This is a genomic window from Arthrobacter sp. ok909 (genome assembly GCF_900104405.1).
Taxonomy (GTDB): domain Bacteria; phylum Actinomycetota; class Actinomycetes; order Actinomycetales; family Micrococcaceae; genus Arthrobacter; species Arthrobacter humicola.
The window spans coordinates 21,481-43,103 of the sequence record NZ_FNJS01000030.1; the positions used below are offsets into that span (position 1 = coordinate 21,481).

The window sequence follows — 21,623 nt, forward strand, 5'->3', positions numbered from 1 at the left end:
CTCAGGCCTCAACGACCTCGACGTTGACGACGTCCTCGATGACCGGGTTGGACAGCAGGGTTTCCGCGGCGTCGCGGGCCTGGGCCAGGATCTCCTCGGTCACCTCGCCGTCGACCGTGAGTTCGAAGCGCTTGCCCTGGCGGACAGAGCTAAAAGCGGTGAAACCCAGCCGGGGCAGCGCACCGACGATGGCCTTCCCCTGCGGGTCCAGAATCTCGGGCTTGGGCATGACGTCGACAACGATCCGGGGCATCCGGTAACTCCTGTGCGTGAGCATTGGGTAAGGGCGCAGCGGAGTGGTGCCGTCTCACGCCGGTCCGCTGTGTGTTGAGGGCAACGTGAAAGGGCGCTCCGCGAGCTTGCATGCCCATTCTACCGGCCGCGGTGCGTCCGGCCGCATTCGGGCGGGCAGTGTGAACATGGCCTCCCCGGGAGGTCCTTGAACTGGACAAACGCCGCCGCGCGACGCGCTTCGGCCTATGGTCCCGCGCGCCCGCGGGTCAGTAGGATGTGCGCATGGCTCCGAAACCGAAATCCGTGCTGTTGCCCGTCGTCGCCGCCGCCGTGTTCGCCGGCCTGGGCCGGATGGTCCTGCAGAAGATCAGGGCCGATCGTGCAGCGAAGCAGACCAAGGTGGCCGGACCGCTGGACGAGAAGACCCGGGCATGGATCAGCGAGGTCGTCCGGACTCCGCGCCAGTAGGCCACCCCGCCCGGGCGGCACATTCCTCTCCACTTCCTATCGACCTCACTATCGACGCAGCTCAGACGCTTCGTCGACTCATCGTGTCGTACTGCGTGACAAATTTTAAATAGCTTCTTGTGGTCTATGTCATATCCGGCTCTCAGTCTGTACTGTATGAATCGGCTGGTATCCGTCGGGGCAGGCCGGGCAATCGCCCGGTGCGGCCCCGCCAGTCTGCTGGGCCCGGTATAGAAGCCGGGCCGTTCCTTTACGAAAGGTTCATCACTCGTGACATCACCAGGAAAGAGCTTCCTTCGAAGCGGGGGACTACGGAGGGTCGCGGCGCTGACCCTGGGATTGCCGGTACTTCTGTCCACCATCGGGATCGCACCTGCCAACGCGGCCCCGGCACAGGGGCCGGCCGCGGCCGGTGTCGCGCAGAAGAATGTTGATCCGAACAACTACAAGGACGGCCGCTACATTGTGGTCCTGGCGGAAAAGCCGTCCGCAACCTACAGCGGCGGGACGCCCGGGCTGCCGGCCACGAAGCCCGCCTCCGGCAAGAAGCTGGATGCCGACAAGGCTGAAGTCAAGCAGTACCGGGCGCACCTGGAACAGAAGCAGGCCCAGGTCGCCGGCCAGCAGGGCGTCAAGATCCAGCGCCAGTTCACGGCAGCCCTCAACGGCTTCAGCGCCAAGCTGACGGCGGACCAGGCCATCAAGCTGGCCAGGGACCCCTCCGTCCTGGTGGTCGCGCCGGACACGGAGAACGCTCCGGACTACTCCAGCACCGACTTCCTCAAGCTCAGCGGGCCCCACGGCACCTGGAACACCCAGTTCGGCGGCCAGGACGGGGCCGGCAAGGGCGTTGTGGTCGGGGTCATCGACACCGGGTACACCCCGTCCAGCGCCTATTTTGCCGGCGACGCGGTTAAACCACTCACGGGAAATCCCGTCGTCGGCGTGCCCTACCGCAGCGCGGACGGCAAGATCGAGATGCTCAAAGCCGACGGCGAGCTCTTCAAGGGCGACTGCCAGGCCGGCACTGACTTCGACGGCACCGCCTGCAACTCCAAGGTCCTGAGCGCCCGCTACTTCGGCGACGAGTTCGCAAGCTATGTCCCGCAGGCGGACTGGGCGCCGGGCGAGCGGCTGTCGCCGGTCGACGCTGCCAGCCACGGAACCCACACGGCCAGCACGGCCGCAGGCAACGCCAATGTCGAAGCCATGGTTGACGGCCGGAGCTTCGGCCAGACCAGCGGCATCGCGCCGGCCGCGAAGCTGTCCATCTACAAGGTCTGCTGGGAAGACACCGATCCCAACACCGGCGGCTGCTATTCGTCGTCGGCCATCGAGGCCATCAACCAGGCCATCGAGGACGGCGTGGACGTCCTGAACTACTCCATCTCGGGCGCCACGGACACCACCACCGACCCCGTGTCCCTGGCCTTCCTGTCGGCTGCCTCGGCCGGGATCTTCGTGGCGGCCTCCGCCGGCAACTCCGGCCCGGCCGCCAGCACCGTCAACCACGGCGCGCCGTGGATGACGACGGTCGCCGCCAGCAGCTTTTCGCAGGAGCTGCAGGGCACGGTCGAGTTCTCCGACGGCAGCAAGTACCGCGGCGCCAGCATCATGAACAGCCGGGTCTCCAACGCCGGCGTCGTGTTGGCAGCCAACGCGGGCGCCGCCGGGAGTACCAACCCGGCCCTGTGCGGCGACGGCTCGCTCGACCCGGCCAAGATCGCCGGCAAGGTTGTGGTCTGTGACCGCGGCGTTGTGGACCGCGTCGCAAAGAGCGCCGAGGTCAAGCGCGGCGGCGGCGTCGGCATGATCCTGGTCAACCTGAGCGTCTCCTCGCTGGACACGGACAAGCACTCGGTCCCCACCGTCCACGTGAACCCGCCCGCCACCGAGGCCATCAAGGGCAAGGTCGCCGCCAATCCGGCGATCACGGTGTCCCTGGTCAACAAGGACACCACGGGTCTGCCCCTTGAGGCGCAGCCGCAGATCGCCGGATTCTCCGCCCGCGGTCCGCTGCTGGCCGCCGGCTCCGATCTCCTCAAGCCGGACGTCGCCGCGCCCGGCGTGGCCGTGCTGGCCGGCGTCTCGCCGATCGGCACCGGCGGGGACAACTTCGGGTTCCTGTCCGGCACTTCCATGGCGTCCCCGCACGTGGCCGGCTTCGCGGCGCTGATCCTGGCCAAGAACCCCTCCTGGTCTCCGGCGGCCGTCAAGTCCGCGATGATGACCACCACGAGCGACGTCAAGAATGCCGACGGGTCGAAAAACACCGATGTCTTCGCCACCGGTGCGGGCGAGGTGGACCCGGCACGTGTGCTGGACCCGGGCCTCGTCTACGACGCCTCCACGGAGGACTACCTGGCATTCATCCAGGGCACGGGCATTAACCTCGGGATTCCGGGCCTCGGCACCACCAAGCCGCGGGACATGAACCTGCCCTCCTTCGCCCTGGGCAACCTGGCCGGGAGGATCGAGGTCACACGCACGGTGACCGCGCTGACACCGGGGGTCTACACGGCCAAGTTTGATGTTCCCGGCATCAAGGTCAGCGTGACCCCGGCCGCCCTGAACTTCAAGGCTGCCGGAGAGAAGCAGACCTTCAAGGTCTCCTTCGAAAACCAGGGAGCGCCGCTGGGCAAGTTCGCCACGGGTTCGCTGACGTGGCAGGGCGCCAACAAGACCGTCACCTCCCCGGTCGCGGTCCGTCCACAGTCGGCAGTGGCTTTGTCCGACGTCGCCTTCACCTCCCAGAGCGGGACGGGATCCGGCGCGATCAAGGTGGTTTCGGGCACGAATGCGCCGATCAGCATGACCCTCGACGGCCTCTCGAAGGCGGATTCCACCGCTGTGCAGCTGGTCCCGGGGCCGTTCACGGGTGACACGAATGCCTCGAACCTCGTCAAGACGGTCACGGTCCCCGCAGGAGCCCCGCTGGCCAAGTTCTCGGTGATTTCCGCCGACCCGAACGCCGACTTCGACATGTACGTCATGACCCCGGCGGGCCCGCTGACGGTCGCGACGTCGTCCGCCAGTGAATCGGTATCCATCCCTAACCCCGCCCCGGGCGAGTACACGATCTACGCGAACCTGTACGCCAGCCCGAACAGCCAGCCCACCAAGGCCTCCGTGGACGCCGCGGTGCTGGGCGCGAACGTCGGCAACGCTTCGCTGACCCCGAACCCGCTGCGTCTGCCCAGCGGCAGGGCTGGCAGCGTCACGATGAACTGGAAGGGCCTGTCCGAAGGCTCTTACATCGGACGCGTCACCTTCGCCGGTGCCAGCGAGCCGACGTTCGTCTCCGTCCTGGTGACTCCGGCCGGGGCCGTCGCGGTACCGCCGACCGCGGAAGACCAGGGCAGCAACCCCGGTCCGGGCGATAGCGCTGACGGCGGCAATGACAAGGGCAGGACGGTACAGCAGGAGAAGGGCAAGATCCAGAACAGCGATCCGTCCTTCGCCCCGGATAACGCCATCTAGGCGCATAACGGCACCAAGGAACGGCGACGGCCGGCGGTTCGCACCGCCGGCCGTCGCTGTTTAAACCGCCGGGTCAGGAATCAGGAGTCGGGCAGCGGACCGCCGGAGGCAGGAGCCCGTCCGCCGGAGGCAGGAGCCCGTCCGCCGGAGGCAGGGGCCGGATTCCTGCCGGGTCAGACGGCGCCCGTGGAACCTGCGCTGCCGCCGAGCAGCGCCGCCATGGCGCGCCAGCGCGCGATCTCGCAGCCGTCAGTCCGGCTGAACCGGCTATTGACCTGCCGTCCCAGATACCAGCCGGTCACGACGGCGGTCTGCGGGCCGCCGTACTGCTGCGTGCACAACTGCGGGGGCCCCGGCTTGGGGAAGAAGATGGCCTCGCCGTGGCGCCGGACCGCCTCAAGTGCGGCGGCCGGAGCGGGGAGGGTCGACGTGGCGGAGGGTTCGCCGTCGGCGGCTTCGAGCCGGAAGGTGTATTCCGGCGCGCCGGGTGCCTCGCTCAGGCGGATGGTCAGATCGATGTCGTGCTGCGGGGTGGCCGTGCCTGTCATGTCGGTCCTTTCAGACTCTTGTCCGGAGCCGGAGCCGGAGCCGGGGCCGCGTGCCGGCCTCCGCTTCCGGGGCGGTCCTGGCCTCGGTGTTGCGCCGCGGCATCGAGCAGGGGCGTCAGCTCCTGCAGCAGCCGCTGCCGGAGTTGTTGCGACTCGGCCGCGAACGTCCGCTGATGGTCAACGTATTCTGCCTTGCCTTCCGGCGTCTCGATGGGAATGGCCGGATAACCCCAGCCGGCGAGATCGTACGGCGAGGCCTGCATGTCCATGGCCCGTATCCGCCATGACAGTTCAAAGCAGTCCATGACGAGCTCGCTGGGCAGCAGCGGGGAGAGTTTGTAGGCCCACTTGTAGAGGTCCATGTTGGCGTGCAGGCAGCCGGGCTGCTCCATGGTCCGCTGGTTCTCCCTGCTGGGAACCAGGCTGTTCAGCGGAACGGCGTCCGGAGTGTAGAAACGGAAGGCGTCGAAGTGCGAGCACCGGATCCGGTTCTCCTCCACCACCTCGTCGGTGCGCCCGGACCCCAGCCGCATCGTCAGGTACTCGTGCCGGACGTCGAACTTGTCCTGCCGGTAGACCATGGCCCACTCGTGCAGTCCGAAGCAGCCGAACTGGGCGGGCCGCGCAGCAGTCCCGGCGAGAATGATTCCGGCGAACTGCAGCGCCTCCCGCCGATCCCGGAGGAAGGCGTCGACGTCGACGGTCACGGCCGGCGAGTCCGCCGGCAGCCCGGCGGCGGCGAGTTCGGCGCCGTCGGCCGCGCGGTAATACTTCCAGCCGGTCCGCGCCGCCGCCTCGGGGCCGGAGAGCACGACGCCGGCGCCCGGGTGCCAGCGCAGCAGCTGGCCGGGTTTTTGGGTGTAATAGGTAAAGAGGAAATCCTCCACGGGGTGCTTCCGGCCCGCGGAACGCCGCTCAAGGTAAGGATCGGCATAGCGGCGGACGCGCTGCTGGTGGGCCGCCTGCCGGGGCAGCCACTCTTCCTGCTCGAGGTGCAAAGGCTCAGCTCGCCCCGCCGGATGAGCCCAGAACGTCCTTGGCGGCGTTCCAGGCAGCGATTTCACAGCCGTCCTTCATGCTGAACGTCACCTGAACCTGCCGGCCGTCCACGACGCCGGTGACGGTCGCCGTTTGCGGCCCGCCGTACTGCTGGGTGCAGGCTTGGACCTTGCCGATAACGGGGCTGAGGATGGACGGGTTGTTCTTGATGGCGATGCACGCTGCCGCGGCGTTGGGGTGCTGGCTCTCGGCCGCCGGAACCCCGTTCTGGCACACGAGCGTGTAGTTGGTCGGGGCGGCGGTTTCGGACGGCTTGATCATGATGGCGAGCTCGGCGTTTCCTTGTCCCGGGCCGGACGGCAGCGGGGCCGCGGAGGGCGAGGGGGCCGGGGAAGTCGTCTCAGTGTCCGGCGACGGGGAGCCGGTCGGGGAGCTGGAGGGCGGTCCCGCCGTCGTGCTGGCTGAGGGAGACGGTGCGGGGCCGCTGTTCGGCGTGCACGCGGCCAGTCCGGCCGCGGCCATCAGGGCGGCCACCAGAACAAGTGCCGGGCGGCCCGATTGAGTGCGCATCAGCAGTCCTCCTCAGTTTTGCCCAGTCTACCGCCGGGGTGCGTCTTCCGGGTCGGGCCGGGTGGCGGCGATCAGGTCCATCATGGACGCGTGCAGCTGTCTCACCTGCTCGCGCGTCAGCCCCAGCCGCGCCATCATGATGCCCGGAACTTCGGTGGCCTGCTCCCGGAGTGACGCCCCGCGGGGCGTCAGGCGGACATCCAGCGTGCGCTCGTTGCCTTCCATCCGCTGGCGGGTGATGAACCCTGCGGTTTCGAGCCGGCGCAGCAGCGGCGAGATAGTGGCCGGCTCCTGGGCCAGGGCGTCGCTGATGTCCCGGACGGACCGGGGGCTGGCCTCCCAGAGGCACAACATGACGAGATACTGCGGGTGGGTCAGGCCGAGCTTGTCCAACACGGGTTTGTAGGCGCCCACCACACTCCGGGAGGCCACCGTTAGGGCGAAGCAGAGCTGTTGTTCCAGGAGGAGGTCATCCTGCGCCGCTTGGGAGTCCGCCGTGCCCTGCGTGACCTGGGCTGCCTGGTTTGCTGGGGTTCCTTCGGTCACACCGACTCCTTCAAATGATTAGTGCACTAATGATTAGCGTACACTGGGAGCATTGTCTTGTTCCCAGGAAAGGATAGCCATGGCCAAGGAAAACGGCGCCCAGAGGTTCATGCGGGCAACCGGAAAGCTTCGGATGATTTTCGGGCCGGCCAACCGCAGTTCCCTCGGCCATGAGATGACCGAGCAGAACAGGCAGCTGTTGGCGATGCGGGAGGCCGAGACCGCGCAGTGGGAGACCATGCACCGGCCCGACGGCAGCACCTATGTGGTGCCCCGCAACCCGGAGGACAAGTCCCTTCGCTAGGCGTGTTTTCCCGGTATCCCACCGGGGCCTTTTGCCGCCGTCGGGCGTAAAATGAGGACACTGACACACCGCTGTGCAGCATCCTGAACCACCCGCGACGAAGAAAGGGGGTGGGACTAGTGACACGTGCGGTCAAAGCTTTTATGGACAAGACCGACAAGCTGAGGCTCCTGTTCGGACCCGCCAACCGGGGCGACACTGCGGCGCCTGTCGTTCACCATCATGATGACTACGAGCACGCCTCGGAAGAAGACCTGGCAGGCTTCGAGGTCGAGACCGACTCGCATGGACACCACTACGCTGTCCGGAAGACGGATCTCTGGAAAGAAGAGGTCTGAGAGCCCGGTCCGGCATCCGTGCGGCCGTGGCCGCCGGGATGCCGGACAGAGGGGTGCGGGAAATGAGGAAGGGAGCGGCGCTGGCCGCTCCCTTCCTCATGCACATGCGGGCAGGAATCCCGCTCCCGGCCACGCAGACGGCTTGTGGTGTCCCTTGGTTGCCGGTTAGCGGCCGGTGCCGCCGTACACCGTGGCTTCGTCCTCGCTGTCGAGGTCAAACGCCCTGTGGATGGCGCGGACGGCGTCGTCGAGCAGGTCCGCGTGGGTGACCACCGAGATACGGATCTCGGAGGTGGAGATCATGTTGATGTTGATTCCGGCCTCGGAGAGGGCCGCGAAGAAGCGCGCGGAGACCCCCGGGTGGGAGCGCATGCCGGCGCCGATCAGCGAAAGCTTGCCGATCTTCTCGTTGTATTCGATGCTCTCGAAGCCGATCCGGTCCTGTGCGGCGTGCAACGCGGCAAGGGCCTCGGCGCCCTCGACGATCGGGAGGGTGAAGGAGATGTCGGTCCGGCCCGTGCCGTGGGTGGAGACGTTCTGGACGATCATGTCGATGTTGGAGTGGGCGTCCGCGATGACCTGGAAGATCGCGGCGGCCTTGCCGGGAATGTCAGGTACGCCGACAACCGTGACTTTGGCTTCGGAACGATCGTGTGCAACACCGGAGATGATTGGCTGCTCCAAGGCAACTCCCTCTTGGGTCGTGATCTTGTCGTCGGCGCCGGGCAGGACCCAGGTGCCTTCGTTCTGGCTGAATGAGGAACGGACGTGCAAGGGTACCCCGAAGCGGCGGGCATATTCGACGCAACGCAGGTGCAGGATCTTGGCGCCCGAGGCGGCCAGCTCCAGCATCTCCTCGCTGGAGATGCGGTCGATCTTGCGGGCCGACGGGACGACGCGCGGGTCGGCCGTGTAGACGCCGTCGACATCGGTGAAGATCTCGCAGACGTCGGCGTCGAGCGCCGCGGCGAGGGCCACCGCCGTCGTGTCGGAACCGCCGCGGCCGAGCGTGGTGATCTCGTTGGTGGTGCGGCTCATGCCCTGGAAGCCGGCAACGATCGCGATGTGCCCCTTGTCCAGGGCGGTGCGGATGCGGTGCGGGTCGACGTCGATGATCCGGGCCTTGCCGTGGATGCCGTCGGTGATCATGCCGGCCTGCGAGCCGGTGAAGGACTGGGCCGAGGCGCCGAACTTGTTGATGGCCATGGCCAGCAGCGCCATGGAGATGCGTTCCCCGGCGGAAAGGAGCATGTCCATTTCGCGGGCCGGGGCGGAATCGGTCACCTGTCCGGCGAGGTCAAGGAGCTCATCGGTGGTGTCTCCCATGGCGGAGACCACGACGACGACCTCGTCGCCGGCGTTGTGGGCGTCCACGACCCGACGGGCGACGCGCTTGATGCCCTCCGCGTCCGCCACCGACGAACCGCCGAACTTCTTCACGACAAGGTGCTTGGTGGTGGCGGCCGAGACGGGCAGCGTCTGCGGCTGCGATCCGGGCTGGACTTCGGTAGTGGGCAAACTCATTCGCGCACCCTCACTGGATCATCGGGGTTCTGGGCCAGGCAACCAAACGGCGCGACGGCGTAACTTCTCCTCCCAGTTTATCGCCGCGCGCCCTGCGCCGCTGAATTGTGACCGAATAGTAGACAACCGGGCCTTTCCGCGGGAGCGATTCCGCCGGACATGCTCAGCGCTGCGGAGCGCAGAGGTGGGCATGCTCTCCGGTCCCCGGGGGACATGCTCATTCTTCGCGGCCAGCGGTGGGCATAAGGGCATTGTGTCCATGTGCAGGAGTGGGCGCGGGACATGTCCGGTGGCCGGGGAGGGGCAGAGCGCCATCGGGAAAGCGAGAGAGAGATTTGCCGGGCCTTCACCGGACATGCTCATTCTTCGCGGCCGGGGGTGGGCATAGGTGCATTGTGCCCATGCCCGGTCCGGCCCGCCGGACACGTCCTGCGGGCCGGGATTGGATATCTAGCTCAGCGCGTTCCGGCGTCCCTCGAAGGCCCTGCCGAGCGTGACTTCGTCGGCGTATTCGAGGTCCCCGCCCACGGGCAGGCCGGACGCAAGCCGGGTGACGGCGATCCCGATCGATTTGAGCATCCGGGCAAGGTATGTCGCCGTGGCCTCGCCCTCAAGGTTGGGGTCGGTGGCGATGATGATTTCCTGGATGGCGCCGTCGTTGAGCCGGGTGAGCAGCTCACGGATCCGGAGCTGTTCCGGGCCGATCCCGGCGATCGGATTTATCGCCCCGCCCAGCACGTGGTACCTGCCGCGGAACGACCGCGTGCGCTCCACCGCCAGGACATCCTTGGACTCTTCGACGACGCAGATCACCGAGGGATCCCGGCGCGGGTCGCGGCAGATATTGCACAGTTCCTGCTCCGTCACGTTCCCGCAGACCGTGCAGAACTTGACCCGTTCCTTCACCGTGGTGATGGCGTCGACAAGCCGCTTCATGTCCTGCGGATCCGCCTCGAGGATGTGAAAGGCCAGCCGCTGGGCAGACTTGGGCCCGACTCCGGGAAGGCGTCCGAGCTCATCGATCAGCTCTTGAACTGCACCTTCGTACACAATGTCCTCGTTCGTTTGGAATGGGGCCGGGGCCAGCCGGCAGGGGGTCTGCTAGAAGCGCGGCGGCAGCGGGCTTCCGTCCAGAGAGCGTTCTTCCACCAGTTTCCCGCCCAGAATACGCTCGACGGCGGCCCGGCCGAAGACGCCGGATTCCTCGATCGTTTCATCGTCGGCGCTCGGAATGTCCTGCACGTACACGGTTGTTTCGGCGGCCGCACGGGCGGGGGCTTTCGCCCTGCCGGCTTCGGCCTCCGGGCTGTTCGACAGCCTCTGGTACAGGCTCTGCCGGCCCGTCGTAGCGGCAGCTTCGGAAACCGCGGCGGTCACCGCAACGGCCGGAGCTCCGGGGGCCGCGACGGCCGCGGATGGCGCGGCAGCCTGAGAGCCGGCCGATGCCGGGACGGGCGCAACTGCAGAAAATTGTTCCGAGGTCAGTCCGGACGGTCCGGACACGACGCCCGCATATTCCGGGATCTGTGCCGCCGCCGGCTCGTAGTACACCGGCGCCGGTGCCGGCTCCGGTGCCGAGGGCTCGGGATCCGGCGTCGCGTGCCGGCCTACGTTGGACTCCGTGCCGATCGCCCAGATGCCGGGCGACTGCTCGACGGCGCGGGCCCACGGGTCGGCCGACTGGTCGGCCGAGGTGTCCGGGGCTCCCGGCATGGCCCCGGCCGCCGTGCCGGCGGCACGGGGCGGCGCCGGGGATTTCCGGACCGGAGCTGGAGCTGGGGACTGGGCGGCACGGGGCGGCGCGGCGGCGGGGGAAGGGTCCCAGTCCATGGGGGGTTCTTCGTCCAGCGGCGGGGCGTCTTCATCCCGGGGCGGTCCCCAGTCGTCGTCAGGGTGGGCATAGGATCCGGAAGGCTCCGAAGGGCCGTCTAGTGCGACGGCTTCGTCGGCGGCGCGAGTCCCAGTCCGGACTGCCGGCGCGGGCGTCCGCGCTTCCGGTGCCGGAGCGGGGCGGCCGGCCGCCGGGGCCGGGGCAGGTTCCGCAGCCGGCGTGGAGGCGGCCGGAACACGTACCGGCGCCGCCGCGGGGACGGCTTCGGCGGACGCCTCGGACGGTGACGCTGACGCAGGGAACTGGGGGGCCGGGCTCAGCCCCCAGGCGACGTCGGCCGATGTCGCCGGGGCCTCCGGGCTAGCGGGCGCTTTTGGGTTTGGCTCAGAGCTCGCTGGGCTGTTGCTGCCGCCGGCGACGGCCCGGATCTGGCAGTCGATACCGATCGTCTTGTGGATCGCCTGCCGGAGGTTCTCGGCGTGGTCGGCGCGGCCGAAGGCGCCTGCCAGCCCCGGCGTGGTGAACGCGAGAGTCAGGACGTGGTCCTCGAAATGGCCGACCTGGGCATTGGGCTCCACCAGCGCCCAGGTGCTGCGCTTGATCTTGGTGAGGGTCTGCAGGATGTCGGGCCAGGCACGGCGCAAGACCTCGACGTCGGCGCCCGGGCCGGACACGGGGCGGCCAACCGCGGCAGGTGCCGCGGCGACCTCGGACCGTGCAGGGGCGGACGGTGCTGCTGCCGCTTCCGGAGCAGCAGCCGCCGGGGCAGCAGCAGGCGCCGGGGCGGGCTCGACGGGCGGGGCTGCAGGCGACGGCGCGGCATGTGACGGGGCCGCAGGCGACGGCGTTGGGGCGGACGCGAGCCGGCTGGCAGCCGCGGGCTCGTCTACGGGCCAGTTGCTGGTGCTGACCCGCGGTGCCGTCAGCGGTTCCCGGACAGGTTCGTCCCACCGGGCCGGCGCGGCGTCGGGGCCAGCGGCCGGCGCCTGTGCGGCATGTGGCTGGCCAACGGGCGCTTGGTCGACTGTTGGCGCGACGGCAGCAGTGGTGGCGGCCGCGTCAGCAGGCGCCCCGGGAGACTGGGCAACGGGCACCTGGGGAGCGGACTGCTGGGAGACCGGGGGCCGCTCAGCCTGCGCAGGCGGGGCCGACGCAACGGCGGGGGCACTGGCGAGGGGAGCCCCGACGTCGTTCCCGGCGTAGTTCAAACGGCGCTCGACGCGGTCGATCCGGGCCGCGATGCCGCGTTCGGTCTGTTCGGAGCTGGGAAGCAGGATGCGGGCGCACAGCAGTTCCAGATGCAGGCGCGGCGAGGTGGCCCCGGTCATGTCCGTCAGCGCCGTGTTGGTGACGTCCGCGGCACGGGAGAGCTCCGCGGCCCCGAGATTATGCGCCTGGTTCTGCATCCGGGCGATCTGGTCCGCCGGTATGCCGCGGAGGATCGACTGGGCGCTTTCGGGCATCGCCTGGACGATGATGAGGTCGCGGAAGCGCTCGAGCAGGTCTTCGACGAAGCGGCGGGGATCGTGACCGGTCTGGATGACCCGGTCCACCGCGCGGAACACCGTGGCGGAGTCGGACGCTGCGACGGCCTCGACGACGTCGTCCAGCAGCGAGGCGTGCGTGTAGCCCAGGAGGGCGACCGCGAGCTCGTAGTCAAGGCCGTTTGGTCCGGCGCCGGCCATGAGTTGGTCCAGCACGGACAGGGAGTCACGGACGGAACCGCCGCCGGCGCGGATAACGAGCGAGAGCACCCCGGGCGCCACGGGGACGTTCTCCTGGGTGCAGAGCAGCTCCAGGTACGCCATGAGGGGCTCCGGGGGTACCAGCCGGAAGGGGTAGTGGTGGGTGCGGGAACGGATGGTGCCGATCACCTTGTCCGGCTCCGTGGTGGCGAAGATGAACTTGATATGTTCCGGCGGCTCTTCGACGATCTTGAGCAGGGCGTTGAAGCCGGCCGAGGTGACCATGTGGGCTTCGTCGATGATGAAGATCTTGTAGCGGTCCCGGACCGGGGCGTACGTGGCCCGCTCGCGGAGGTCGCGGGCGTCGTCGACGCCGCCGTGGCTGGCGGCATCGATCTCGATGACATCCAGGGAGCCGGAGCCGCCGCGGGCGAGCTCGACACAGCTGGGGCACTTGCCGCAGGGGGTGTCCGTGGGGCCTTCGGCGCAGTTCAGGCAACGGGCGAGGATGCGGGCCGAGGTGGTTTTGCCGCAGCCGCGGGGGCCGGAAAAGAGGTAGGCGTGGTTGACGCGGTTCTTGCGCAGGGCCGTCATCAGCGGCTCGGTGACGTGTTCCTGACCGATGACGTCCGCGAATGAATCGGGGCGGTATCGACGGTAGAGCGCGGTAGTAACAGTCACAGATTTAACCCTACCAATCGGCGCAGACATAAAAGACCCCTCATGCACCCGCCAGAGCCCATTTACCCTTGCTACCTTCCGGTCCTGGGGGAGTTCAACAGGATGACGCCACATGAGGGGCCGTCAGCAAGTTTACCTGACGATTGAGTGTGCCCCGAATTGAACTGTTTTCACCCCGTTTTCCCCCGGTATCTCCGGCGGGACATGCTCATTTTTTGCCGGGGGGACTGGGCTGTTTGGCATTCTGCCCAGCCCTTGGCAGGACCGTGGGGCATGTCCTGCGCTGACGGCGTGGACCGTGGGGCATGTCCATATCGTTGCGCGCGGGCCGGAGGGTGGGAGGGGGTGAGCAGGACAGTGCAACTCAGGAGCGGAGGGCTGCGGGCCGGGGTCGATGCGGGGAGGATTACGTCCAGTCATCGCGCTCAGTGCGGGGCATGTCCCTTGGGCGAGGCATGCAGTTCGGGACATGCGCATTTTTCGCGGGGAAAACTGGGCTGTTTGGCATTATGTCCAGCCCTTGGCAGGACCGTGGGGCATGTCCGGCGGTGAGGGCGTGGACCGTGGGACATGTCCCGCGGAAGCGCCCCCGGCCGGGCGGGGGAGGGCTCAATTGGGCGATGCCGGAAAGTTCAGGTATTCTAGTATCTGCTTTTGATTCAGAAGCAACTGGAGAATTCGCCTAGCGGCCTATGGCGCACGCCTGGAACGCGTGTTGGGTTAACGCCCTCGGGGGTTCAAATCCCCCATTCTCCGCGGTTGGCCCCGGTCCATTGGACCGGGGCCTTTTTGCGTCCACAGGCTTGGCTCCTCGTGAGGTCGGGGGCCAGCGGCTTCGTCGGCGGGATTGGGCGCCCGCGCCAGCGGCGACACATCTTCGTCCGTCTCAGGCCGGGTAGCCCAGCCGGCGCAGACGGGTCCGGGCGGCTTGTTCACTCGGGCCCATCCGGCCCAGGGCAAGGTGCACCACGCCCAGGGTGACCCGCGTGGCCAGTTTCACCGGCAGCGGGATCGGGCCCAGCCGCTCGGTCCGGAGGCCCAGCATCTCGCGGTATTTGGGTTCGAGGCTGGCCACGGCGGCCGCGAACAGGACCCGGTAGCCGGGCCTGAGCACCGGGTGGAGGGGCGGATCACGGATGAAGGCCGCCGTCTCGGCGACCCTTTCATCACTGCGGAGCTCGCCGTCGTCGTACCAACGGTCCAGTTGCCGCCGCATTTCCGCCTCGCTCAGAGGCGGGGCCTCCACGCCCATGAGCCTGCCGGCCTGGGCCCACTCACGGACATACGCGTCAGGTCCGCCCGGAATCGGCCGTCCCCACAGCTTGTGGGCCGAGAGGAAGGCGTCGGTGAAGGCAATGTGGACCCAGCGGAGCAGCTCGGGATCGTTGGCCGCGTACGAGCGCCTGACGCCGTGGCCGTCCACGAATTCCCCCCGGACCGTCTGATGGAGCCGGAGCACCCAGTCCGAGGCCGCTCGGGCCGCGCCCGTGGAGCCGTAGGAAACGGTGAAGATCCAGCGGATGGTGCCCGCCAGCCGGCCCAGGGGGTCTTCGCGGAAGCGGGAGTGATCATGGACCCCGGCCAGCGCACCGGGATGGAGGGCCTGCATCAGCAGGGCCCGGATTCCCGCGACGATGGTTGGCATGTCCCCGTGCACGGTCCAGACCGCCGAGCCTGGCAGGTGATAGCCGGCGTCGTCTCCCTCGGCAAGCCGGGGCACCCATTCAGGCACGGTGTCGCGCGTCCCGGTGAACGTTTGTTTGAGTTCCGCCTGCCATTCCCTGAGGACATTGCGCATCCTCCATTCTTACCCGGCTCCGGGGTCCTCGGCACCTGTAACTCCGCGGCGGACTACTGGGCCGCCGTCGGCCCGCTACTCGGGACAGACCCGGTTCCCCGGGTGCGGCCGCAAAAGGGGCCCGCCGACGGTTCACAGACCCGGCGGTCTGTGGTCACATAGTGGGGTAAGTCCGTGAAGATTGGGGTCTGGCGGGCATATAGCGGGAGTCACATCGTGGGAAAACACTGGGGAAACTCATCGAGTGAGCAATCAACCAGGGCACGGACCATTGCCGTGCGCTGCGTTTCCGGAGGCCTCTGCCTGTCCCTGGCCGTTCTGGCATTCGGCGGCTTTCAGGGACTGGGCGCCAGCGTGTCCTACGTTGCGCCCGCCGACGTGCCGGCCGCCGGCGCCGTGGGACCTGAAACGCTCGACCCGGCTACCCAGCGCGCCGCGACCGCGTCATCGGCGACTCCTGGTGCTGTGACCGCGGACCCCCAGGCGCTCGTGGCCTTCAGCAGAAGCACGGTGGAAACGGCGACCAAGGAGGGGGTTGGCGGCGAGCTCAATGTCGCCTCGGCGGGCCTGAGCCGGCCCGCGGCCGGGTTCCTCATGGCCCCCCTGGAAACGCTGGTGCCGACCTCCCCGTACGGACTGCGCACCAGCCCCCTGACGGGGGTTGCCGGCGAATTCCACTGGGGCCAGGACTTCGCCGCCGCCTGCGGAACGCGGGTTTACTCGGCCGACGCCGGTGTGGTGAGGGCCGTCGGGTGGCACCCGTGGGGCGGCGGTAACCGGGTGGAAATTGACCATGGCAACGGTCTTATCACGACGTACAACCACCTCCAGGGGATTGCTGTCAAGAAGGGCGACTCCGTGCGGGTGGGGGAGGTCATTGCCCTGGTCGGCACTACCGGCTCCTCAACCGGCTGCCACCTCCATTTCGAAACCATCCTTAACGGCGCTCACACCGACCCGATGGGCTGGAAGTTCATCCCCATCAAGCAGGTGGACCAGCTCGGCCCGATCGAACTGACCAGTTACGCGCCCGACGCCGGCAATCCAGCCAACGCAGGGCTTGGCTGGGCGATTCCCGTCCGGGAGGACCTGACCCACGTGGTGGCCGGCGGCCTTCAAGAACAGCCCGTCGCTGTGGCGGCCAAGCCGTCCACGAGTCCCCCGACGGCACCCACGGAAGCCGCCACCGGCACGCCGACGGCGAAGCCCTCCGCCACCCCGACGCCCACGAAGACCCCGACGCCCACGAAGACGCCGACGCCGACGCCGACGCCGACGCCGACGAAGACCGCCTCCGCGACGCCGACTCCCACGCCTACCCCGACGCCGACGAAAACCGCCTCCGCAGTACCGTCTGCACCGGCCCCGTCGTCTGTGGCCCCGACAACCGCGTCGGCTTCTCCCAGCGCGACCGAGGCCGCCGCCACGACGTCGGCCCCGCCAGCCAAACCCCTGGCGCCGGCACCGGTCACCGCGCCCACGGGGGACCCTGCGCCGGCCACCACCACGCAGCCCGCCACGACAACCGCCACGACAAAAACCACCACGAAAACCACCGCAACGCCCACGGCAACGCCGACCCGCTAGCCGCCAGCGGGACTTTCCCGGAACACGCCTCCGGGTTCGGGGCAGGCCGCCCGCTTCGGCCCCGGACCTGCGCCCGGGATGCAGACCCATACCCGCACGCTTCGGCTACGAATCGCTGGAGGGACCAGTTCCGGGCCCTGCTTCGGACCACCGACACCGCGAGGACGCACCCATGACCGCTCTGCACTCCATTCCCCTGACCCTCATCGACGGCACCGAGACCGACTTCGGCCGCTTCAAGGGAGAGGTGGTGCTGGTGGTGAACGTGGCATCCCAGTGCGGCTTCACGCCTCAATACGCGGGGCTCGAGGCGCTGCACAACAAGTTCCGCGACCAGGGGTTTCAGGTCCTCGGCGTCCCGTGCAACCAGTTCGCGGGGCAGGAGCCCGGGGCCGACGCCGAGATCGCCGAATTCTGCCAGCGCAACTTCGGCGTGACCTTCCCGCTGACCGCCAAAGCCAACGTCCGGGGCAAGAACCAGCACCCGCTCTACGCCGAGCTCACCAAGTTCAAGAACGGCATTCTGCCGGGCCTGGTGAAGTGGAACTTCGAGAAGTTCCTGGTGAACCGCGACGGCGACATCCTCGCTCGCTTCGCACCCACCGTGGAGCCGGACGCGCCGGAAATCATCGAGGCTGTCCAGTCGGCCCTCGGCTGAATCGAACGGCCCGGATTACAGAGGAAACCGACCTCTATCGCTAAGCATGCTTGGCGCCTAGACTGGCCAGACCCTCCAACATTCCGGGCACCCCCGCGGCACAGTCATCCCTGGCAGCAGCCCGTCGGCAGTGCGGTCACGGTGCCCCTGTGGAGGGCGCATCAAAGAACTTCGTGAATCACACCAGGGCGTCCAGACCGGGGCTCGTGAAAGCAGGAGGAAAATAGATGACAGGGAACAAAGCCGTTGCCTACAAGGGGCCGGGCAAGGTCGAACTGATCGACATTGACTACCCCACCTTTGAACTCAAGGACGGTCCGGGGGTCAACCCCGCCAACGTGGGCCGTTCGGTGCGCCATGGCGTAATCCTCAAAACCGTTGCCACGAATATTTGCGGCTCAGACCAGCACATGGTCCGGGGGCGCACCACAGCTCCCCCCGACCTGGTGCTGGGCCACGAGATCACCGGCGAGGTGGTCGAAGTGGGGCCCGATGTTGAATTCATCAAAGTGGGGGACATCTGTTCCGTCCCCTTCAACATCGCCTGCGGGCGCTGCCGGAACTGCAAAGAGCGCAAGACCGGCATCTGCCTGAACGTCAACCCGGACCGTCCGGGCAGCGCCTACGGCTACGTGGACATGGGCGGCTGGGTAGGCGGCCAGGCCAACTACGTCCTTGTGCCGTATGCCGACTGGAACCTGTTGAAGTTCCCGGACAAGGATCAGGCCCTCGAAAAGATGATGGACCTGACCATGCTCTCGGACATCTTCCCGACCGGATTCCATGGCGCGGTCACCGCAGGCGTCGGCGTCGGGTCCACCGTATACGTGGCCGGCGCAGGGCCTGTGGGACTCGCTGCGGCGACCAGTGCCCAACTCCTGGGTGCCGCCGTCGTGATTGTGGGTGACATGAACGCGGACCGCCTGGCGCAGGCACGCAGCTTCGGCTGCGAGACCATCGACTTGAGCAAGGGCGGCCCGGCCGAGCAAATCGAGCAGCTTCTGGGCGTCCCGGAAGTCGATTGTGGCGTGGACGCGGTGGGATTTGAGGCCAAGGGGCACGGGGCCGGAGCGCACGAGGCCCCCGCTACCGTCCTGAACTCGCTGATGGAAGTGACGGCCGCCGGCGGCGCCCTGGGCATTCCGGGGCTCTACGTCACCGGTGATCCGGGCGGCGTGGACGAGGCCGCGAAGAAGGGCTCGCTTTCGCTCAGCCTCGGAACGGGCTGGGCAAAGTCGCTCAGTTTCACCACGGGACAGTGCCCGGTCATGAAGTACAACCGGCAGCTGATGATGGCCATCCTGCATGACAAGGTGCACATCGCCAAGAACGTCAACGCGAAGGCGATTGCCCTGGAGGATGCTCCGAAGGGTTACGCCGAATTCGATGCCGGCGCGGCGACGAAGTTCGTGCTCAACCCCAACGGGTATCTGAGCTAGCAGGCCCGGAACCCGGCGACACCGCCGTTGCCCCTCTGAGCTGGGGCTTCGGTGTGTCGCCGGGCCGCCGCCCCCTAATATGCCGTCTGGAGCATGTGAGGGGCGGCCATCTGTTAACCTGCGATTTTTGAATATGCGTGACCAAGTTTTTACATTGTTTGCCCAATGTCTGGTTGGATAGTCCTTACTGAGAGGGACACTGGAGGCACCGCTTCCACCCAACCAAGAAGGTAGCAATGGAGCGCATCGAGGCCGAGCACCCCCGGCCACGTCATTTCCTACTTCATCTGAGCGACCCCCACCTGCTGGGGGGTCCGCAACCCCTGTACGGCGTCGTTGACAGCGAAGCCCTGCTCCAGCAACTCTTCGACGAGGTCCACGCCTCAGGTGCACGCCCCGAAGCCGTGATCTTCACCGGCGACCTCGCCGACCTCGGCGAACCGGAAGCCTACGCCAAGCTCCGCGCCATCGTGGAGCCTGCGTGCAGGGCAATGGGAGCGAAGGTCATCTGGGCGATGGGCAATCACGACGACCGGGCTAATTTCCGGGCCGGGCTCCTGGACCAGGCGGACAACGACGCCCCTGTGGATCACAGCTACTTCGTCAACGGGCTGCGCATCATCACCCTGGACACCTCCGTGCCCGGCTTCCACCATGGCGAATTGAGCCAGGACCAGCTGGACTGGCTCGCCGCCGAACTCGCGACCCCGGCCCCGGACGGGACCATCCTCGCCCTGCACCACCCGCCGGTACCGTCCGTGCTGGACCTTGCCGTGCTGGTGGAACTCCGGGGACAGTCGGCGCTTGCCGGAATCCTGCGCAACTCCGATGTCCGTGCCATCCTGGGCGGTCACCTGCACTACTCGACCACCGCAACGTTCGCCGGCATCCCCGTGTCCGTGGCATCAGCGACGTGCTACACACAGGACCTGAACGTTGCTGTGGGCGGCACACGCGGGCGCGACGGCGGGCAGGCGTTCAACCTGGTCCACGTCTACGAGCACACGATTGTGCACTCCGTGGTGCTGCTCGGCGACACCCCGTCAGTCGGTGAACTCGTCTCTCCGGCGGAAGTCCAGCGCCGGCTCGCAGCCGCAGGGATCACCATTCCGGAGCAGGCCCAGCTCGAAGCGCCGTCCCGGACGCCGGCACACCGCAGGTACACCACCCTGAACTGATTCACCGCCCTACTGGTTCACCCGGCACGGGTCACTGGTCGCCGGTTCACCGCCCTACGGGCGTAGCCCGCAACTCTTGCCCGGCGGCTTCGCCCCGGGCCGCTGCTCCCTTGGCTACTTTTCCCAGGGCGCCTTGATGGGGTAGTACTTCTCCAGGAAATCCGTGACCAGTTCGGCGCGCTCTTCCGCCGGGACCTCCGGGAAGCTACCGTCGTTGAGGCAGAAGAAGTCCATGTTCCGCTTAGCCAGGAGCTTGGGCAGGTAGTTCAGTCCGGCCCGGGCCGTGGTATCCACATACTTCACCTTGGCAGCCGTCTGGGTCACGGCGCGGCCCGTGAGCAGGGCGTAGTAATGGTAGAACGAGTTGGTCACGGAGATGTTGTCCGCGGCCCGGAACGTGCTCGCGGCGGTCTTGGCGAACTCTGCCGGGAACTCCTGTTCCATTTGCTCCACTACGCTCCGCCGCAGGGGGGCCGCCGTGTGCTCCAGGTGCCGGGTGGTGATGCGGCCGAAGCGGTCCCAGAGCAGCTTGCGGTTCACCCGGGCGGCGTTCTCAAAGCCGCTGCGTTCGGCGTCGTTATCGCCCAGCCCGATCCGCGTCTCGGCCTCAATGAACTTCGTAATCCCGCCCGGGGTGAAGAACATGTCCGGTCCCACGGCCCGGCCAAAGAACATGTCGTCATTGGAATACAGGAAGTGCTCGGAGAGCCCCTCGATGTGGTGCAGCTGGCACTCCACGGCCTGCGAATTGTGCGTCGGGAGGACCGAGGGGTCGGCGAAAAACTCTTCGCTGCGGACAATCGTGACGCTCGGGTGGTCCGCCAGCCATGCCGGTGCGGGGGAGTCGGTGGCGATGAAGATCCTGCGGATCCACGGCGCAAACATGTAGACCGAGCGCAGGGCGTACTTGAGCTCGTCGATCTGGCGGAAGCGGGCCTCGTGGTCATCGCCTTCGCCCACGACGACGCCGGCCATCCGGGCCCGGCGGGCCGCGATGTACTCGGGGGAACTTCCGTCCACCCAGGAGAACACGAGGTCGATGTCGAAGCTGATGTCGCTGGCGTGGTCCGCGAACATGTTCTCGATGGTTGGCCATGTGTGGCCGTAGCGTTCCACTGTGCCGCGCACGGCGTCCTGGGCGAGCAGGGTGCGGCGCGTCAGGGAGTTCTCGATCGGGAGGATCAGCTGGTCGCCTTCGAAGCTCCAGAGCTCCAGCTGGACGCCGGCGGAAGCGCCGAACTCGAAGCCGCCCTCCGGTTCCACCCGGGGGCGGTACAGCCGGAAGATCCGGGCCTGGCGGTTCGGCGAGAGCTCGCCGTCGGCCACCAGCACGGAAGACTTCTTCTTTGCGTCCACGCTCATGGAGTAGAAGGGCTCGTCGCGGCACGCTTCGACAAGGGCGTCGCGCAACACCTTGCGGTCCTTCCAGTCGACGGCGATCACCGGGCGGTGGTTGTTGCCGCGGACCAGCAGGTAGCCGAGGCCTGCGCCGGCCAGAACTGACCGCAGGAACATGAGGTCTTCGACCATGGCCTGGTACGGGGTGCGGTTCTCGTTGATCAGCGCATAGCGGCCGCGGTGGCGGACGACGTCGGAGCGGGTCCGGAATCTGGCGACTGCGGCCGCCGACGTGACCTCGGCGTGGGCGTCCTCGGATGCCTGGCTGCCATAGTAAATCTCGTCTTGGATCGCTGCGTCGGTGATGTCGGATCTCCCGTTTCTTTGAGTGCGTTGATATCTACTTGCATGATAACG

General features: G+C 67.6%; 18 protein-coding genes, 1 tRNA gene and 1 other RNA gene. 9 read left to right on the plus strand and 11 right to left on the minus strand.

Annotated elements, in window-relative coordinates; translation table 11 throughout:
• Nucleotide 1: 1 nt before the first annotated feature.
• Complete coding sequence (purS, locus tag BLR03_RS18920; RefSeq protein WP_018776110.1) at nucleotides 2–253, minus strand: phosphoribosylformylglycinamidine synthase subunit PurS; 252 nt, start codon at nucleotides 251–253, stop codon at nucleotides 2–4.
• A gap of 263 nt (nucleotides 254–516) precedes the next feature.
• On the opposite strand from purS, the gene BLR03_RS18925 reads away from it, so the two are divergent.
• Entirely contained in the window at nucleotides 517–702 is a 186-nt protein-coding gene (locus BLR03_RS18925) for a hypothetical protein (RefSeq protein ID WP_091255625.1), read from the plus strand.
• 270 nt (nucleotides 703–972) lie between these two features.
• Nucleotides 973–4,182, plus strand: a complete 3,210-nt coding sequence (locus BLR03_RS18930; protein ID WP_254788592.1) for a S8 family serine peptidase — start codon at nucleotides 973–975, stop codon at nucleotides 4,180–4,182.
• Between the two features lie 173 nt (nucleotides 4,183–4,355).
• Here BLR03_RS18930 and BLR03_RS18935 read toward each other — a convergent pair whose 3' ends face one another.
• The 4 genes from BLR03_RS18935 to BLR03_RS18950 are packed head-to-tail and all read right to left on the minus strand — an operon-like array spanning nucleotide 4,356 to nucleotide 6,761.
• Nucleotides 4,356–4,730 carry a serine protease inhibitor gene (locus BLR03_RS18935; protein WP_091255627.1) on the minus strand — a complete coding sequence of 125 codons (375 nt, stop codon included), beginning with the start codon at nucleotides 4,728–4,730 and terminating at the stop codon, nucleotides 4,356–4,358.
• Nucleotides 4,727–5,728: a 3-methyladenine DNA glycosylase gene (locus BLR03_RS18940; RefSeq protein ID WP_254788593.1), complete on the minus strand. Its 1,002-nt coding sequence runs from the start codon at nucleotides 5,726–5,728 to the stop codon at nucleotides 4,727–4,729. Before BLR03_RS18940 ends, BLR03_RS18935 begins: the two co-directional genes overlap by 4 nt.
• Before the next feature lie 4 nt (nucleotides 5,729–5,732).
• On the minus strand, nucleotides 5,733–6,299 hold the full coding sequence (locus tag BLR03_RS18945) for an SSI family serine proteinase inhibitor (protein ID WP_091255629.1): 567 nt from the start codon (nucleotides 6,297–6,299) through the stop codon (nucleotides 5,733–5,735).
• Between the two features lie 27 nt (nucleotides 6,300–6,326).
• Complete coding sequence (locus tag BLR03_RS18950; protein ID WP_254788595.1) at nucleotides 6,327–6,761, minus strand: MarR family winged helix-turn-helix transcriptional regulator; 435 nt, start codon at nucleotides 6,759–6,761, stop codon at nucleotides 6,327–6,329.
• Nucleotides 6,762–6,924: 163 nt separating this feature from the next.
• Between BLR03_RS18950 and BLR03_RS18955 the strand changes: the two genes are divergently transcribed.
• Nucleotides 6,925–7,149 carry a hypothetical protein gene (locus tag BLR03_RS18955; protein ID WP_091255633.1) on the plus strand — a complete coding sequence of 75 codons (225 nt, stop codon included), beginning with the start codon at nucleotides 6,925–6,927 and terminating at the stop codon, nucleotides 7,147–7,149.
• Nucleotides 7,150–7,292: 143 nt separating this feature from the next.
• Nucleotides 7,293–7,487 (plus strand): hypothetical protein, encoded by a 195-nt coding sequence (locus BLR03_RS18960; protein ID WP_091255667.1) that lies wholly within the window; start codon nucleotides 7,293–7,295, stop codon nucleotides 7,485–7,487.
• 165 nt (nucleotides 7,488–7,652) lie between these two features.
• Here BLR03_RS18960 and BLR03_RS18965 read toward each other — a convergent pair whose 3' ends face one another.
• The 4 genes from BLR03_RS18965 to ffs form a co-directional block, all read right to left on the minus strand.
• Nucleotides 7,653–9,011 (minus strand): aspartate kinase, encoded by a 1,359-nt coding sequence (locus BLR03_RS18965; protein WP_091255635.1) that lies wholly within the window; start codon nucleotides 9,009–9,011, stop codon nucleotides 7,653–7,655.
• A 450-nt stretch (nucleotides 9,012–9,461) separates the two neighbouring features.
• Nucleotides 9,462–10,061, minus strand: a complete 600-nt coding sequence (gene recR / locus BLR03_RS18970) for a recombination mediator RecR (protein ID WP_090579574.1) — start codon at nucleotides 10,059–10,061, stop codon at nucleotides 9,462–9,464.
• Between the two features lie 51 nt (nucleotides 10,062–10,112).
• Complete coding sequence (locus BLR03_RS18975) at nucleotides 10,113–13,208, minus strand: DNA polymerase III subunit gamma and tau (protein ID WP_254788594.1); 3,096 nt, start codon at nucleotides 13,206–13,208, stop codon at nucleotides 10,113–10,115.
• Nucleotides 13,209–13,236: 28 nt separating this feature from the next.
• An RNA gene (ffs, locus tag BLR03_RS18980) (signal recognition particle sRNA small type) lies at nucleotides 13,237–13,333 on the minus strand.
• Between the two features lie 546 nt (nucleotides 13,334–13,879).
• Between ffs and BLR03_RS18985 the strand changes: the two genes are divergently transcribed.
• Nucleotides 13,880–13,964, plus strand: a tRNA-Ser gene (locus BLR03_RS18985).
• Nucleotides 13,965–14,094: 130 nt separating this feature from the next.
• On the opposite strand, the gene BLR03_RS18990 is transcribed toward BLR03_RS18985, so the two are convergent.
• On the minus strand, nucleotides 14,095–15,006 hold the full coding sequence (locus BLR03_RS18990; protein WP_091255639.1) for an oxygenase MpaB family protein: 912 nt from the start codon (nucleotides 15,004–15,006) through the stop codon (nucleotides 14,095–14,097).
• A gap of 276 nt (nucleotides 15,007–15,282) precedes the next feature.
• On the opposite strand from BLR03_RS18990, the gene BLR03_RS18995 reads away from it, so the two are divergent.
• The 4 genes from BLR03_RS18995 (at nucleotide 15,283) to BLR03_RS19010 (ending at nucleotide 19,868) form a co-directional block, all read left to right on the plus strand.
• Nucleotides 15,283–16,593, plus strand: a complete 1,311-nt coding sequence (locus BLR03_RS18995; protein ID WP_091255640.1) for a M23 family metallopeptidase — start codon at nucleotides 15,283–15,285, stop codon at nucleotides 16,591–16,593.
• A gap of 172 nt (nucleotides 16,594–16,765) precedes the next feature.
• Nucleotides 16,766–17,251, plus strand: a complete 486-nt coding sequence (locus tag BLR03_RS19000; RefSeq protein WP_091255642.1) for a glutathione peroxidase — start codon at nucleotides 16,766–16,768, stop codon at nucleotides 17,249–17,251.
• A 227-nt stretch (nucleotides 17,252–17,478) separates the two neighbouring features.
• Nucleotides 17,479–18,690, plus strand: a complete 1,212-nt coding sequence (fdhA, locus tag BLR03_RS19005; protein WP_091255643.1) for a formaldehyde dehydrogenase, glutathione-independent — start codon at nucleotides 17,479–17,481, stop codon at nucleotides 18,688–18,690.
• A gap of 236 nt (nucleotides 18,691–18,926) precedes the next feature.
• Nucleotides 18,927–19,868, plus strand: a complete 942-nt coding sequence (locus BLR03_RS19010; protein WP_091255645.1) for a phosphodiesterase — start codon at nucleotides 18,927–18,929, stop codon at nucleotides 19,866–19,868.
• Nucleotides 19,869–19,982: 114 nt separating this feature from the next.
• On the opposite strand, the gene BLR03_RS19015 is transcribed toward BLR03_RS19010, so the two are convergent.
• Nucleotides 19,983–21,557: a stealth family protein gene (locus tag BLR03_RS19015; protein ID WP_237563433.1), complete on the minus strand. Its 1,575-nt coding sequence runs from the start codon at nucleotides 21,555–21,557 to the stop codon at nucleotides 19,983–19,985.
• Nucleotides 21,558–21,623: the final 66 nt, after the last annotated feature.